A 15,778-nucleotide genomic window follows, 5' to 3' on the forward strand; every position below is an offset into this window, starting at 1 on the left:
CTCCTCCTTGAACACATTGGTTATTATCTTAAAAATTAAGATATAAGGCCGGAGGTGTCACATTTGCATAAGCGGACGATTTCCTATATCTTAATAATTAAAATATATGCAAAATGCGCTCCGCTTTCCATATCCATATTACGGGGAATGAGAAGCTTCTTGTACCGGCTGCAGCCCGATTTGCTCCCCGACTTTGGTCGGAGATGAAATTGTGATGGGGGGATTGTCCATGAATCGCCGCGAACCGGTTCAACCGGAACTGTACGCTTCCTTGCAAGATGCTTCCCGGAAGCTGTCCACCCAGACCGTGTTTTTCCACCAGGCCGTAGCCAAATCGCTGGGGTTAAACATCACCGATCATAAGTGCCTGAATATTGTGCTGGAGATGGGAAGAGCGACCGCCGGGCAGCTGGCCGAGCTCACGGGACTGACGACAGGCGCCATCACCAGCGTGATCAACCGCCTGGAGAAAGCGGGATTTGTCCGCCGGGCAAAAGATCCCAACGATCTGCGCGTCGTCTATGTCGAACCAATCCCAAGCAACCTTCAACCGATTCAGGACGTCTTCGCGCCGCTCGGCAAGGCCATGGCCGAGCTGTATTCCCGGTACAGCGCAGACGAACTGCGGCTGATCCTCGACTACCTCGAACGATCCGCGCACATTCTTGCCAGGCAAACGGAGCGGTTGAAGGGATAAAACATCCATCGAAGCGATGAACCGGCGGATGGATAAGCTTTGGATCATTCATGCATCGCTCGGCGCGCACGCCTCAACACACCGAGCGATGTGCAGTCAATAAAAGCTGATCTCTTCATACGTAATGCTGCCGATCCATTCATCAATCGCCCGGATACGCGAAGCGTCAAGACGTTTCATAAAGCCGATCAAATGATTCTGCCAATCGCGCTCCGCCCCTTCCCGCCCCTGGATAATGGTGTAAAGGTCCGCAGCCCCGCCTCGCAACTCTTCATAGAACATGATCTTGCACAAGATCGCCAGTTCCGTGTCACCAAACGATGCGTACAGCGCTTCGTAATCTTCCCCGTACAGGCAGTCGCTCTCCAACAGATCCAGATAATCGTGCAAAGAGAAAAAATGAGACCGGATGAGCCGGACTTTGTCCTCCTTGGACTCGCTGCAGCTGATGTCGTCGAGCAGACGGCGCAGCTGTACATTGCTCATACTGTCTCCCGTTTTCAACGATATAGTGACGGGTTTGATGTCGTCTTCCTTGTCTACTAAGATGACCGTCTGCAGATTCCGATGTTCCGCAGCGTTGACAATTGTCATTTTAGAAATTGCTATTGTCCCCTAAGTTTCTATAGACCTCATGGCTACGACTACAGCAAACTTATAGATATTCTAGAATTTGCATTAGACTAGAGGGGATCGGATACATAACTACAAAAACTTCCATAAGAGGAGATCAGGCATTTTTGCTAAGAGATAAGATATAGAAATGACTATTTACAAAATTCAAAAAAAGATGTATTTTTTGGTATAGGAGGTGATAGTCGGAATATTTTTGTAATAATTTCTTATTAAAATCGTATAAAAAGGAGAGATGTACATGAAGAAAATCATTGGACTTTTCCTCTTTGCATCGGTTGTCATGGCATCATTGACTCCTACTGCATTTGCGTATACAAAACCTTCTGGCAACTATTGCGGAGCTGATGACAAAACACCAGGTTCTTCTAGTACGAAAATTCAATATTTTAAAATTCCTTACGAAGTAGAGTATTCTGGTGATACATCTAGTATTACTCCACTACTTTTAGACAAGTGGGTTTATAGCGGTGAGTCAAAAGCATGCGGACTTCCTTTTACTGTCGAATCGTACACAAATAATTACTCACAAACTGTAAATTACACGTTCACCGCAAAGGCATCTAAATCAACGACGTATAATACTAGTGTGAACGCAAATTTTTTGGATGCATTCAATGCAACAATGGGATACCAAGCAACAAATACTGTTGAGAGATCTTCGCAGTTCTCCGTTCCAGTTAAACCATACACAACGGTTACTTTAAAGGCGTCACCTTCCCTAGCAATCATAAAAGGCACATGGAAATACCTTACTGGCTCAAAATACGTTGAGGTCTATTACCCAACACATCTAAGATGGATAACCGAATAATTATAAGAAGGAGGGGCTCGAAGTGAGGCCCCTATCTTCTATGCCCTGCCTGATGTGAATAGTTGAAGCATAATTATAGAGTTGGGGCGTGCAAGTTGCCGATATGTGTAAGAAGGGAGACAATTTATGATGTCTAGAAAGTTTTTTTTCGTCACATTGTTGGCAGTATCATGTTTATTATCTTCATGTACTCAGGAAGTATCGACCCAAGAATTCTATGTAGTGAAGAATGAAGGTAGTTATGAATCATACTGGGATAATAGTTATCAAAATTTGTTTATCTTAAATCTTGCCTTTAATCACTCTCCTGATTTAGAACTAAATCAAAGCGATATAGAGTCAATAGAGTTACTACCTCATACCGATTTAGTGAAGATTGAGAAGTTTATCATTGAAGAAAATCCCCCTCAAGGGACATTAAAACAAAAAGCATTGTTTGTTCATCTTTTGTCACAAAGAACTGGTACACATACTTTTAACCAGATAGCTTTTCATACGAAATATGGTAGAAAGGTTATGGAGTTGGGGAATATTAATATAAATGTACATAAAGGTGTGTTTTCCGGAGTCATGCCTTTAGGAAAAAATATAGGAGTCTTTCCAGTATCAACACCATTGACAATTTTCCCAAGAAACGACAATGATTACCCTGTTATTATTAAAGGCATATTATTACATAATCCTTATATTACATATGACCGAAGTGACATAAAAATCTTAGTCGATAATAAAGAAGTGCCGCTGCCAACAGATGGGGTCAAGCTAAATCCAAAAGAACAGTTACAATTGACCGTGTATTGGAAAGTAAATTTTCCGCCTAACCAAATCATCAATATTGAGGCAAGACCTTTATTAATTAGTGAGCGTCAAGGCAACATTGAATATGCAGATATTCCAAATATGATCTTTCGAAACGATTTCAAGCTTCCTGCAAATTAAAGCATAAGACCACCATTCAATAGCTTGAGAAACCTTATTCTACCATTTCTGGTTGCTTGATCACCCCCAAATCTAAGATTTTTGAGAAATAGTTGCTACAAAAGTTGTGCATCTACAGTAATCTGATATTGAGCCATTTTCAAAAAACCTCTCTCTTCCTTGAATGTGGTCTCGTCAACTCACTACCGAGTTTTTTGATATGGCTCCCTTATTTTTAGAGAATCCCTTGTTGTCTTGTCTACGGAAGGATTCTAAGCGGCTTTGCTCATCTTTCGGACCTTGAAAGTTGATGGCAAAATTCACCTTGTATAATGGATACAGTTCCTCAAGGGTGGTCAGCTCAACCTCTCATCCTGCACGGGTGAGAACTTGTGACGAGCCAATCAGCTTAATAATCTCTTTCAGATTGTCGCAATGCTGCGTATTAAAAGAAAAAGTAGATCACCTGTCAGCCTGGTGATCTACTCCGCAGCTAACAATTGTCCTCTCGCTTGTGGAGGACAGACTGCAGGTGTAGCAACACCTGCGGTCCTTTATATAATACACAGGATTATTTTCCATAAACAACAACAAGTAAAACCCTTTCGTACATAAACATAAAATTAATTCCGTTTCATGGGAGTTAACAAGTTTTTTGCTCAGTCGCCCTCTGGTGCTTTTTCGATTTTTTTCACCCGTGCGCCGTGCATTAACCCGTTTCTGCATTATGTCTTTACGCACGGGGAATGTCAGCACGCCGCTTCGCCAAGCTCGAATACAGAAAGCCGGCCCCATCAGCCGGAAGAAGGGTTGTTCCGCCAATACTTGTTGACCGCTTCAGAACCAATCGTTCCGAACCATGCTTCCCTATCATAGGGGCAAACGAATTTCGCCAGTCCCCCGTTTCCCGGAACGCTAGTCAAACACGTGCGCCTTCGCCCAATGCTTGCCGCCATCCACCGTCGTGTACATGACGGTCGGTTCCTTGGAATCCGAGCAGATCAACCACCCCTTGTTCCCGTCTTCAAAGGCCAACAGCATATCCCCAAATCCAGGGAACGATTCCGTCCCCTTTTCCACCGTTTTGCCGCCGTCCTTCGTCCACCCGATCGTATTGGGCAGATCGCACGCCATGCAACGTCCGCCCATGAAGGCGATGTCGGGATTGACCACGTACAAGGGGCCTGGCGCGGAACCGTCAATCGTCGGGCCGCCGGGATAATCGGCGGGGAATCCCGGAGCAGGTCCACCGCCTGCCGTCGACTTCGCGATTACGGTCTGCCAGTGCCGTCCGCCATCCGTGGTGTGAAACAGGGAATAGGAGGTTTGGTTCATGCCGTATCCCCCGATGCACTGAATCCAGGCGTCATCTTTTCCGGCCGAACGGATGACCGCACCGCTGAGCAGGGCAACCGTTTCGCGCTTCATCACCGCGCTCCACGACTGGCCTCCGTCGACGGTTCGCATCACCTGAAAGACGCCGTTCTCCTGCGTCACCGCCCACCCATTCGCTTTGTCGTGAAAATAGGCATCGCCTGTCAGCTGCTTCGGAACCGGGAGCGGCTTCCACGTTTTTCCCCCGTCCGTCGTCCGCCAATGGGCGACAAAGCCCTCCTGGCCGGACACAAAATGGAGAAATCCCGGCTGCGGCACCTTGCCCACAAGCGACCAGTGCTTGCCGCCGTCCTTGGTGTGATACAGGAGGCGTTCACCGTCGGCCGCCCCATCCCGGGCCACGGTCGCCCACGCCAGCTGGTGGTTCAGCGCAAATACCTGTTCCACCGCACCTTCTACTTGATGCTGGACGCGCCAGCTCTTTCCTGCGTCGTCGGTCCGCGCGATCCACCCTTTGCCGCCGACCCAGCCCGAGCGGAAATCCGCCAACCGCACGGCTGTCACGTTTCCCAGCTTGGCAGGTGTCGTAGCGGATGGAGCGGAATTCTCCCCGCTTCCCCCCGGCGATGGTTCCCCTGTCGCGGAAGACGCCGATCCCTGAGTGGAACCAGCCTGGGAGTTCGTATCGGACGGTTGCTCCGCCGCGGGGGTCGGCACCTCATTGGAGCCGGAACACCCCGCGAAGATGCCCAGAAGCACCGCCAGGATGATCGCAAACGCGCGTCTGTATGCATATGTCAAAATGATCACTCCCTGTTACTGTCTGAAACCCATCACCCATAAAAGCTGCTTCAATAACTTTGACGCAATGTTCCCCAAAATATTTCAACCAATTTCAGGGAGTGAGTGCAGGTGCAAACGGGAGGTTACCAAGCGGCTTCACATCGCTCAACTATCGGACCTCACAATTCCATGGTATAATTTACCTTGTACAATAGATATGGCTCCTCAAGGGTGGTCGGCTCACCTCTCATCCCACGCGGGAAGGGGGTGAGAACATGACAGTGTACGAGGCAATCAGCCTGATGATCTCTTTCGGATTGTTGATTGTCGCATTGCTGTCGTTCCCAAAGAAAAAGTAGATCACCCTTGAGTTTGGCAACCGGTGATCTACTCCACTGTAAACAATGAGCCGCCCCCCTTGTGGGGAACGTCTATTGTACAGACCGTAGGTGTAGCAGCACCTGCGGTCCTTTTTATGATGCACAAGATCCTGTTCACATATTATACCATAAACAACGGCAAGTAAAACCCCCACGTGTGGGGGATGATCGCTTGTTTAGCGGTCGGATTCCGAGCGGCCTCCCTTCGCTCCGCTCGGCCTTCGCCCCCTCCGTCCGTTCGGACTTGCGAGTTCAAATCCTGCACCAGCCTGTACATAACAAAAAAGCACCCACATTAGGGCGGGGGATAATCGGAATCCTCCCTTTCCTTTGCTCGCTTCGCTCGCTTGTTTAACGGTCGGATTCCGAGCGGCCTCCCTTCGCTTCGCTCCGCTCGGCCTTCGCCCCCTCCGTCCGTTCGGACTTGCAAGTTCAAATCCTGCACCAGCCTGTACATAACAAAAAAGCACCCACATTAGGGCGGGGGATAATCGGAATCCTCCCTTTCCTTTGCTCGCTTCGCTCGCTTGTTTAACGGTCGGATTCCGAGCGGCCTCCCTTCGCTTCGCTCCGCTCGGCCTTCGCCCCCTCCGTCCGCTCGGACTTGCGAGTCCGATCCCGGCTCGCCTGACGCAAAAATAAAAAGCACCTCAAGGGTGCTTTTATTTTTGCGTATGGTGGAGGCGGGGGGATTCGAACCCCCGTCCGAAAATAGCGACACATAAGCATCTCCGAGCGCAGTCGTTCTATAAGATTTCGGCTAACGGCCTGCGGAACGACACGCCAGCCGCTAACCTAGCCTGATTGATCTTCTTCCTTTGGCCCCAGGCGGAGACCTCCGGCGTAGCCCGTTAGAAGTGAGCCCTAATCACGCCACACGGGCCGATGGAGTGTTAGAGCCTCGCTGGTAATTAGGCAGCGAGAGAAAGTTGTTTGTTGCCAGTTATGGCTTTCCGCGTTGTTAACGGGGTCCGCAGCCCCCCGGCTCGCTTCTTATGCTCTACTATTCCCGTCGAATCCAGAACGCCCCCGTGATGAAAAAATCAATCAGGAGAAAAAAAGTCTAGGCGAAGATGGCAACTGTCCACACCTAGACTGTAGTTTCGGGGTTCATTGCCTTCTTACTATAGCACACGCGGCATTCAAAACTCAACGTCGATTTGTGCCAATCCTGCCATCGTGCACCATGCGCGGTGCCTGCAGCCAACGGCTTGTCGGCCACTGTTCAGCTGCTGGCAGCGCACCTTGCCTGTAAGTACGCTGCCCAGCAGATACAGCACCATTCATCACGATCAAATGCCATCGCAGTAAACAAGAGGTACTTGTCTTCCGCTTCGTTACACCTTCTGCCGCTCGCGCAGCGCGCGCTCCACTTCCCGCTGAGCATCGCGCTTTTTGATGTCCTCGCGCTTGTCGTAGTTCTTCTTCCCTTTGACCAGCGCCAGCTCCACCTTGGCCCAGCCGCCCTTGAGGTAGAGGCTGAGCGGCACCAGCGAGTACCCTTTTTCGCGGGTGAGGCCGTTCAGTTTGAGGATTTCCAGACGGCGCAGCAGAAGTTTGCGCGTCCGTTCCGGCTCGTGGTTGTAGCGGTTGCCCTGCTCATACGGGCTGATGTGCATGTTGTACAAGAGAACTTCGCCGTTTTGAATGCGGGCGAAGCTGTCCTTGAGCTGTACGCGTCCGGCCCGCACCGATTTGATCTCCGTGCCTGTCAGGGCAATGCCGGCTTCGTACACGTCTTCGATGTGATAGTCGTGACGCGCTTTGCGGTTTTGCGCCAGCGTCTTCACACCGGTTTTCGCTTTTGCCATGGGAGATCACCTCGCTTGCCTGGGTAAACGGACGGCTGTAGAATCGGTCAATATCGTACCTGTTAGTCTAGCAAATATCGCGGCGTTTGACAAGATCATCACCGCCGCTTCCGTTTCGCCTGCGCGGCCACGTGTTTCTTTTTCGATTTTTTGGCTCGGATCAGGTCTTCCCAAAACGCCTTTTGCCGGGTCGTCGGCGATTCTGCCTCGTCGAGCGGCACGACGTCACCCTCGGACGTGTCTGCTTGACCGGCATCAATCTGCTGAGCGGCTTCGAGCTGACGGCGCTGCTTTCGTTGCTTGCGCAGCACGGCGGGATGGGGCTTTTCCTGCCTGGACGCCCGTTTTGTGTCGCGCTTGCCTTTGCGCCCGTCGATCACCTTGGGGGTGCGCTCCCGGCCGCGGAAGGTGTTGGGCCGCTTCATCCCGACGATCTCAAAGTCAATGGCCCGCTCATCCACATTGACGTTGGAGACACGCACCTGCACCACGTCGCCGATGCGGAACTGTTTGCCCGTCCGCTCCCCGATCAGGGCGTACGCCTTTTCGTGGTAATGGTAGTAGTCGTCGGTCAGATAGCTGATGTGCACCAGACCTTCAATTGTATTAGGAAGCTCCACGAAAATGCCGAACGACGTAACGCCGGAAATGACGCCTTCAAATTCCTCGCCGATCCGCTCCAGCATGTACTCTGCCTTTTTCAAATCGTCCGTTTCCCGCTCGGCATCCACGGCGATGCGTTCGCGCTGGGAGGCGTGTTCCGCAATGATCGGCATCTGCTCTGTCCAATAGGCCAAGCGCTTTTCGGACAGCTCGCGATTCTCCAGCCACTCGCGAATCCGCCGGTGGACGATCAGGTCAGGGTAGCGCCGAATCGGGGAGGTAAAGTGCGTGTAGAAGTCGGTCGCCAGGCCGTAGTGCCCCAGGCTTTCCGCGTCGTAGCGCGCCTGCTTCATCGAGCGCAGCATTACCGTGCTGATGATGACCTCCTCGGGCGTACCTTTTACCTCCTCCAGAAGCTGCTGAAGGGCGCGCGGGTGGACGGTGTTGCCCTTGCCGCGGACCGTGTAGCCGAAGTTGGTGACAAACTCCATGAAGGCCATCAGTTTTTCCGGGTTGGGTTCCTCGTGCACCCGGTACATAAACGGCTGTTTCATCCAGTGGAAGTGCTCTGCCACGGTTTCATTTGCCGCCAACATGAATTCCTCGATGATCGACTCGGCGATGGATCGCGTGCGGAAGCCGATCTCCGTCGGCGTTCCCTCTTCGTTGACGTAAATTTTCGCCTCGCGGAAGTCAAAGTCGATTGCGCCGCGGCGCATCCGCTTGGCGCGCAGCTTGCGGGCCAACTCCTCCATCAGGCGGAACATCGGCACCAGTTCGCTGTACTTTTCGATCAGCGCTTCATCATTTTCTTCCAAAATCTTGCGCACATCCGTGTAGGTCATTCGCTCATTGGTGCGGATGACGCTGAGGTAGATGTCGTAGGTGACCAGGTTGGCCTCCGCATCCAACTCCATGTCGCAGGTGATCGTCAGGCGGTCCACCTTGGGGTTAAGGCTGCAGATGCCGTTGGACAGTCGGTGCGGCAGCATGGGGATTACCCGGTCAACGAGATAGACGCTGGTGCCGCGCCGATACGCTTCCTGATCCAGCGCGGAATGTTCCCGGACGTAGTAGCTGACGTCGGCGATGTGGACGCCCAGCAGGTAATTGCCGTTGGGCAGCTTCTCCACCGAGACCGCGTCGTCCAGGTCTTTTGCATCCGCGCCGTCGATGGTTACCATCATCCGGTCGCGCAGGTCACGCCTGCCCTTGATCTCCTCCTCGGAGATTTCGTCCGGCACCGCTTCCGCCTCGGCCAGCACGTCGGCAGGGAACGCTTCCGGCAGGCCATACTTGCGGATGATCGAGAGAATGTCCACACCCGGATCGTTTTTATGCCCGAGGATCTCGATCACTTCCCCTTCCGGACTGGTACGTCCTTCCGGGTAGCGGACGATCTTGGCGACGACCTTGTGCCCGTCCACAGCCCCGTTGTAGGCTGTTTTCGGGATGAAGATGTCCCTGCCAATCCGTTTCTCATCGGGTATGACGTAGGCGTAGTACGTTTCATCCTTGAACGTTCCCACCACTTCCGTCACGCCGCGCTCCACGATGCGGATGATCCGCCCCTCCAGGCGGTTGCCGCTCGTTTTCTTTTCCACCCGAACCAGGACCGTATCGCCGTGCATGGCGCCGTTCATGTCGTTGGCATGGACGTAAATGTCGTCCTCTCCAGGCGTGTCAGGGGTGACAAATCCAAACCCTTTGGGATGGCTTTGCAGTCGGCCGCGCACCAGGTTCATTTTTTCCGGCACGCCGTAGCGGTTGGTACGGGTCCGCACGATTTCGCCCCGTTCTTCCAACGCATTCAGCGTTTTGACCAGCTCTTTGAACGCCTCGGTGTCGGCCAGTCCAAACGCCTCCTCCAGCTCCTTCACGGTCATGGGGTGATACGCCTGTTCCCGCATGAACGCGAGGATATCCTGTTCCTTCATTCCGTATCCTCCTTTTCGGCACATGCTTTGCCGCGACTTTGCTTCATCTATGTAGTATGTAGTATTCAGTATTCTCCGATTACGCCGTAGGCAATCCTAATAGAAAAAAGACAGCAAGTCAAACTTGCTGCCTTTGGCAAACATGTATGTTACGCACCGCTTCTCAAGAAATACCCGAGCAGAATGGCAAACACCATGAACAGCACGGCAAACACAACGGTCAGTTTGCCGAGCAAAGCGTCAATTCCGCGGGCCTTCTGCTTGCCCATCAGTTGTTCCGCGCCGCCGCCGATCGCCCCAGAGAGCCCGGCGCTTTTTCCGGATTGCAGCAATACGACAAGAATTAAGCCAATACTTGCGATCACAAGTAAGATTTTCGCAGCCAATACCATCTGTATTCACCTCAAAACAAACGTGAAGAAACTATTACTTCCACTCTACCACAGTTGGATCGGATCAGCAACCCTGGTTAATTGACGGGGATTTATCCAAAAATTGTGTACGTTCTATGTCTGTTTTTCCGTTTCCTTGCAACTGTCACGATTTTGCCGTAAAATTGCAGTTGTACCGTTATACTTGCCGTAGGAGGTCCTAGTTATATGGCTGGTTCCAACAAAAAAGACATGAATCAAAATGACGTGGTTGACTCCGCGAAGGCCTTTTTTACTTCGTTTGGCATCTTGTTCCTTGTTTTTCTTATTGCTCTTGTCGGTTCCGCCATTTTCCCGAAACACGGCGAAGAGGCCCAGGATGGCGGGCAAACGGCCAAAATTGACGCGGAAGCCGTGTACAAAGCAAACTGTGCATCCTGTCACGGTCAAAACCTGGAAGGGGCTTTCGGCCCAGCCCTGACCACAGCGGGCAGCAAGTACAGCGCAGATGATATTGCCAAAATCATCAAGGAAGGAAAAGGCGGCATGCCCGCCGGCGTCCTGAAAAAACAACCGGAAATCCAGGCAGTTGCCGAGTGGCTGGCCCAGCACAAGTAATTACATAGACAGCCGCGGCGTTACACACCGGAGACATCTCCGGTGTTTTCTCATTTCTCGAGAGGAGGAACAGCAGATGGCACCGCTGCTGGAACTGGAACAACTGGGCAAACGGTCGTCGTCAGGGCCCGACGGCTGGCTGTTCGCCGACCTGTCGGCGGTGGTGAAAGAGCCGGCCATCATCCACATCCTGGGGAAGTCGGGACAGGGCAAAAGCACCCTGCTGCGCATCCTGGCCCTTCTCACCCGCCCGGACAGCGGGAGCGTCCGGCTGGCGGGAAAACCTCCGGAACAATGGACGCCGGAACGCTGGCGCATGACGATGAGCTACGTCGCCCAACAGCCGGTCATGCTGCCGGGCAGCGTGGAGGACAACCTGCGGACGATCAGCCGCCTGCACCAGCGTTCCTTTCCTGCCGATCAGGCCCGGGCATGGATGGAGCAGTTGGGACTGGGCGGACTGGATTGGTACAAACCGGCCGACCAGCTTTCCGGCGGGGAAAAACAGCGCGTCGCGTTGGTCCGCTCGCTGCTGCTGCGGCCGACCGTACTGCTGCTGGACGAAGTGACCGCCTCGCTGGATGCGCTCAGCAAACAGGCGACCGAACAGCTGCTGGCCGACCTGCACCGCCGGGAGGGCACCACACTCATCTGGGTTACGCACGACTGGGAGCAGGCGCGTTCCATCGGCCAGCGGGTCTGGTTCATGGCAGACGGCCGGCTGCTGGAGGATGCGTCGAGCGATTTGTTTTTTGACGCTCCCGCTTCGGAGGAGGCGCGCCGATTTTTGGCCGCCGCCATCCAGGAGGGATAGGAGGAAATAGGGATGTCATCAATGTCGCTGTGGCTGTCGATATCGTTTGTCCTGATCGCGCTGCTGCTGTCCCTATGGCAGAAGCTCGGCCTGGAAAAGGAAATCGTGATCAGCACGGTTCGCTGTGCCGTCCAACTGCTGGTGATCGGGTACGTGCTGCAGGTCGTGTTTCACGCCGACCACCCCGTCTATCTGGCGCTGGTGCTCACCATGATGATCGCCGTCGCCTCCTGGTGCCGGGTGTACTCTGGCGCATCGCCGCCACACTGACAACTTCGACGGTTGTGACGATGGGACTGCTGCTATTGCTGGGGCTGATCGAACCGACACCGCAGTACCTGATCCCCCTCTCCGGCATGATCATCGGCAATGCGATGCTGGTCAGCGGCCTGTTTCTCAGTCACATGAAGCGTGAAATGAACACCGCCCGCGGCGAGATTGAGACGTTGCTCTGCCTGGGCGCAACCAAGCGGCAGGCGATTCACGACGTGTTGAAACGGACCGTAAAAGCCAGCATGATCCCCACCTTCGACACGATGAAGACGATCGGGCTGGTGCAGCTTCCCGGCACCATGACCGGCATGATTATCGCCGGAGCCAATCCGCTCGATGCCGTGCGCTACCAGATTATGATCATGTTCGCCTTTTCTTCGTCCGCCGCAATCTCAGCCGTGCTGGTCAGCCTGCTGTGCTACCGGCTCTGGTTTACCCGCGAATCCATGCTGATTCCGTAACGCGTGCGATCACCGGGCAAAAAGCAGGCTGCCGGGAATGAATCCCGGCAGCCTGTCGCTCTCACTATTGTTGGAGCAGGTATTTTTCCAGTTCGTCCACCACTTTGTTGGCACAGATTACGCCGCCAGAGGTGTTCCAAATCGTGTCGTCCACTTTGAACGCTTTGTTGTTTTTCACCACGTTCAGGTTTTTCCACAGCGGATCGTTGGTCCACTCTTTTTCCAACTTGGTCGCTTCACCGTCTCCCGTCTCGTAGGAGAAGTAGAACATGATGTCGCCGTCCATTTCCGGAATCCGCTCTTTGGTCACTTCGGCGGCGAATTCTTCTTTGTTTTGCGACTCCGGACGAGCTACGCCCAGGTCTTTCATGATCGTGCCGGCAAACGTGTCGTTGTAGTAGATGCGTACACGGCCGGGCATGAAGCGAACGAGAGAGACTTTGGTCTTCGCCTTGTCGCCCACTTTCGCCTTGAACTCTTCAACGCGCTTGTTCCAATCGGCCAGCACTTTTTCGCCTTCTGCTTTCTTGTTGAGCGCTTCCGCGTACAGCATGAAGTTTTCTTTCCAGTCGCCGCGCGGTTCTTCCACGAAGACAGTCGGCGCGATGGCAGTCAGCTGCTGGTAAATCTTTTCGTGGCGGAACTTCATGCCGAGGATCAGGTCCGGCTTCAGCGCCGCGATCGCTTCAATGTTCGGCTGGGACTCGGTACCAAGCGTTTTGGTGCCTTCCAGGTGCGGCTTCACGAAATCGTAAAAGGTCGTCGGATCTGTCCAGGAACCGACCGCGCCCACAGGCTTAACACCGAGAGCTACCAGCGTTTCCACCCCCTGCGAGGTGAGGACGACTACGCGCTGCGGAGTGCCCGGAATCTTGGTTTCCCCCATGGCGTGTTTCACCGTGTAGGATTGATCGGAGCTGCCCGCAGGCTGTTGAGCTTGCGTTTGGTCAGCCGGTTTTTGGTCGGCTGCCTGCTGTCCGCCGCCGCAACCGGTGACGATCAGCAGCAGGGCCATCAGCAGGGCAAAAAACGCTTTGCCGCGTACTGTGCGGTATGTACGAGAAAACATGAAATTGACTCCCTTCTATTCTTGATGATAATGAGAATTAAACTCATTTACACCCAATATCCTACTACCAGGGTCAGATGAAGTCAACTGCAAAAATAGTGATAATGAATCTCAAAATCATTGACAATCCACGCCGGCAAGAACTACACTGAAATGTGATAAGAACAGTAGAAATCGTCACCCAAGGATGAAGACAATGAAATCGTTACTCCACAGCAATCCGCTCAAAATCGCTGGCGTCTGTATCGGCCTGTTCCTTCTATTATATTTGAGTTACTTCAGCCTCATCTTCGGCGTCATCGACACCAGTTGGCAAACGGCGATTGACGCCTACACGCACTTCAACGGTTCCAATGAACACATCGTCATCAAGGAAGTTCGCGTCCCGCGTGTGCTGAATGCCCTCGCCGTCGGAGCCAGCCTGGGCATCGCCGGCGCACTGCTGCAATCGCTGACGCGTAACCCGGTGGCCGACGTCGAACTGTTCGGCCTCAACGCCGGAGCCGCCCTGTTTGTTGTGTTTGCGGTGACGTTTGTCGGCATCAGCTCCCTTACCGCGTTTACCTGGATTTCCTTTCTGGGCGCCGCGGCCAGCGGCCTCGTCGTCTACCTCTTGGGATCGCTGGGTCGGGACGGCCTGACGCCGGTCAAGCTGACGCTGGCCGGTGCAGCCATCACCGCATTGGCCGCATCCGCCCGGCACGGCATGCTCGTCCTGAACGAAAAGGCACTGGACGAGGTGCTGTTCTGGCTCTCCGGTTCGGTGGGGGGACGCAAGCTGGAGTTTTTGCAAGCCGTCTTTCCGTACATGGCAGCGGCCTGGGTGGGAGCCTTCCTGCTCGCCCGTCCGATCCAGACCCTGCTGATGGGCGATGACGTGGCCAAGGGACTGGGGCAGCGAACCCTGCTGGTAAAAGTCATGACCGGCGTGGTGATCGTCCTGCTTTCCGGCGCTTCAGTCGCCGTGGCAGGGCCGATCGGCTTCGTCGGACTGGTCACGCCGCATCTCGCCCGCTACCTGGTCGGGGTGGACACGCGGTGGGTGTTCTTGTACAGCGGCATCCTCGGTTCCGCCATCCTGCTTGCAGCGGACATCGCCGCCCGTTTCATCGCCAAGCCTGCGGAAGTGCCCATCGGAGCGATGACCGCTCTGGTCGGCATCCCGTTCTTCATCTACGTGGCGAGAAAGGGGCTGGAGAAAAAATGAAGTCGTATCTGTCGCTGCGCAACAAAAAAGGCTCCTTTTCCTTCCACATTCACAAGAAGTCGCTGTTGTGCGCCGCCGTCTGCCTGCTGCTGACCGCGGCCGTCATGGTAGTCAGCCTGGGGATGGGCGAAATGAACATCTCTCCCCTCAACGTCGTAAAGGCGTTTCTGGGTATGGGAGAGGAGCAGGATGCGCTAATCGTAACGCAGTTTCGCCTCCCCCGCGTCGTCATCGGCCTGTTGGTGGGTGCCGCGCTGGGAGCAGCCGGGGCGATTCTGCAGGGAATCGTCCGCAATCCCCTGGCTGCGCCAGACATTCTCGGGGTAACGGGAGGCGCTGCGGTTGCGGCTGTCGCCTTTCTGCTCTACTTTGAATCGGTCAGCATCCAGTGGCTTCCCCCTGTCGCGTTTCTGGGAGCGACGCTGACGACATTGATCCTGTACGCGCTCGCCTGGAAAAAAGGAGTGACGCCGCTAAGGCTGGTGCTCATCGGCGTGGGCATCAAAATCGCCGCCAGCGCAGTCATTACGGTGCTGATCCTGTTCAGTCCGTTTGTCCTGCAAAACAAGGCCACCCTGTGGCTTACCGGCAGCATCTACGGCGTCGACTGGAACGACGTGAAGATGATCGGACCGTGGGTTGTCGGCCTGATCGCGCTGGCTGCGCTGCTCGCCCGCCGTGTCAACGTCCAGCAGTTGGGCGACGAAGTGGCGACCAGCGTGGGCAGCCTGGTTCAATTCGACCGCTTTGCGCTGTTACTCATCTGTGCCGCGTTAACCGGGGCGGCTGTCTCCGTCGGCGGAGAAATCAGCTTTGTCGCCCTGCTGGCGCCGCACATCGCCAAAATGCTGGTCGGCCCCTCGTTTGGAGGCGCCCTGCCTGTATCCGCCCTGATCGGCAGCCTGATCCTGCTGATTGCCGATTTGATCGCGCGAACGGCCTTTTCCCCGATCGACATCCCTGTCGGCGTCTTTACCTCAGCGGTAGGGGCACCGTTTTTCATCTTCCTGCTCTACAAAAACCGTAACCGGTAAGCTGAAAGGAGAGAAGCAGC

At 54.0% G+C, this 15,778-nt stretch carries 14 protein-coding genes, 1 other RNA gene and 1 pseudogene; 9 read left to right on the forward strand and 7 right to left on the reverse strand.

Going from position 1 to position 15,778, the window contains the following annotated elements; genetic code table 11:
- Positions 1-229 precede the first annotated feature (229 nt).
- A complete protein-coding gene (locus IRT44_RS03165) occupies positions 230-697 on the forward strand; it encodes a MarR family winged helix-turn-helix transcriptional regulator (protein ID WP_171566307.1) in 468 nt (155 codons plus the stop codon).
- 96 nt (positions 698-793) lie between these two features.
- Here the strand turns inward: IRT44_RS03165 and IRT44_RS03170 are convergent, their stop codons facing one another.
- A complete protein-coding gene (locus IRT44_RS03170; RefSeq protein WP_230077440.1) occupies positions 794-1,183 on the reverse strand; it encodes a hypothetical protein in 390 nt (129 codons plus the stop codon).
- Positions 1,184-1,571: 388 nt separating this feature from the next.
- Between IRT44_RS03170 and IRT44_RS03175 the strand changes: the two genes are divergently transcribed.
- Together IRT44_RS03175 and IRT44_RS03180 are read left to right on the forward strand one after the other, a co-directional pair.
- Positions 1,572-2,144: a hypothetical protein gene (locus IRT44_RS03175; protein ID WP_171566309.1), complete on the forward strand. Its 573-nt coding sequence runs from the start codon at positions 1,572-1,574 to the stop codon at positions 2,142-2,144.
- A gap of 126 nt (positions 2,145-2,270) precedes the next feature.
- Positions 2,271-3,083, forward strand: coding sequence for a hypothetical protein (locus IRT44_RS03180; RefSeq protein ID WP_230077441.1), 813 nt, complete (start codon positions 2,271-2,273; stop codon positions 3,081-3,083).
- An 894-nt stretch (positions 3,084-3,977) separates the two neighbouring features.
- Here the strand turns inward: IRT44_RS03180 and IRT44_RS03185 are convergent.
- Positions 3,978-5,198: a beta propeller repeat protein gene (locus IRT44_RS03185; protein ID WP_171566311.1), complete on the reverse strand. Its 1,221-nt coding sequence runs from the start codon at positions 5,196-5,198 to the stop codon at positions 3,978-3,980.
- A gap of 284 nt (positions 5,199-5,482) precedes the next feature.
- Here IRT44_RS03185 and IRT44_RS03190 point away from each other — a divergent pair, with 284 nt between their 5' ends.
- The gene (locus IRT44_RS03190) at positions 5,483-5,539 is read left to right on the forward strand and encodes a putative holin-like toxin (protein WP_230077849.1); all 57 of its coding nucleotides are present in this window, start codon (positions 5,483-5,485) and stop codon (positions 5,537-5,539) included.
- A 696-nt stretch (positions 5,540-6,235) separates the two neighbouring features.
- Here the strand turns inward: IRT44_RS03190 and ssrA are convergent.
- From ssrA to secG, 4 genes are all read right to left on the reverse strand, one after another.
- Positions 6,236-6,591, reverse strand: a transfer-messenger RNA (tmRNA) gene (gene ssrA / locus IRT44_RS03195).
- A gap of 306 nt (positions 6,592-6,897) precedes the next feature.
- Positions 6,898-7,371 carry an SsrA-binding protein SmpB gene (smpB, locus tag IRT44_RS03200; protein WP_212133504.1) on the reverse strand — a complete coding sequence of 158 codons (474 nt, stop codon included), beginning with the start codon at positions 7,369-7,371 and terminating at the stop codon, positions 6,898-6,900.
- 98 nt (positions 7,372-7,469) lie between these two features.
- Entirely contained in the window at positions 7,470-9,911 is a 2,442-nt protein-coding gene (gene rnr / locus IRT44_RS03205; protein WP_171566313.1) for a ribonuclease R, read from the reverse strand.
- Between the two features lie 149 nt (positions 9,912-10,060).
- Positions 10,061-10,303 (reverse strand): preprotein translocase subunit SecG, encoded by a 243-nt coding sequence (gene secG, locus IRT44_RS03210; protein WP_029098168.1) that lies wholly within the window; start codon positions 10,301-10,303, stop codon positions 10,061-10,063.
- Positions 10,304-10,510: 207 nt separating this feature from the next.
- Here secG and IRT44_RS03215 point away from each other — a divergent pair, with 207 nt between their 5' ends.
- The 3 genes and pseudogenes from IRT44_RS03215 (at position 10,511) to IRT44_RS03225 (ending at position 12,448) form a co-directional block, all read left to right on the forward strand.
- On the forward strand, positions 10,511-10,900 hold the full coding sequence (locus IRT44_RS03215) for a YqzM family protein (protein ID WP_171566314.1): 390 nt from the start codon (positions 10,511-10,513) through the stop codon (positions 10,898-10,900).
- Positions 10,901-10,976: 76 nt separating this feature from the next.
- A complete protein-coding gene (locus IRT44_RS03220; protein ID WP_230077442.1) occupies positions 10,977-11,714 on the forward strand; it encodes an ABC transporter ATP-binding protein in 738 nt (245 codons plus the stop codon).
- A gap of 21 nt (positions 11,715-11,735) precedes the next feature.
- A pseudogene (locus IRT44_RS03225) lies at positions 11,736-12,448 on the forward strand (ABC transporter permease).
- Positions 12,449-12,512: 64 nt separating this feature from the next.
- Here IRT44_RS03225 and IRT44_RS03230 read toward each other — a convergent pair.
- On the reverse strand, positions 12,513-13,517 hold the full coding sequence (locus IRT44_RS03230; protein WP_171566317.1) for an ABC transporter substrate-binding protein: 1,005 nt from the start codon (positions 13,515-13,517) through the stop codon (positions 12,513-12,515).
- 196 nt (positions 13,518-13,713) lie between these two features.
- Between IRT44_RS03230 and IRT44_RS03235 the strand changes: the two genes are divergently transcribed.
- Complete coding sequence (locus IRT44_RS03235; RefSeq protein WP_230077443.1) at positions 13,714-14,724, forward strand: FecCD family ABC transporter permease; 1,011 nt, start codon at positions 13,714-13,716, stop codon at positions 14,722-14,724.
- Entirely contained in the window at positions 14,721-15,758 is a 1,038-nt protein-coding gene (locus IRT44_RS03240) for a FecCD family ABC transporter permease (RefSeq protein ID WP_171566319.1), read from the forward strand. Before IRT44_RS03235 ends, IRT44_RS03240 begins: the two co-directional genes overlap by 4 nt.
- Positions 15,759-15,778: the final 20 nt, after the last annotated feature.

Source organism: Brevibacillus sedimenti (assembly GCF_020923495.1).
Taxonomy (GTDB): Bacteria; Bacillota; Bacilli; order Brevibacillales; family Brevibacillaceae; genus Brevibacillus; species Brevibacillus aydinogluensis.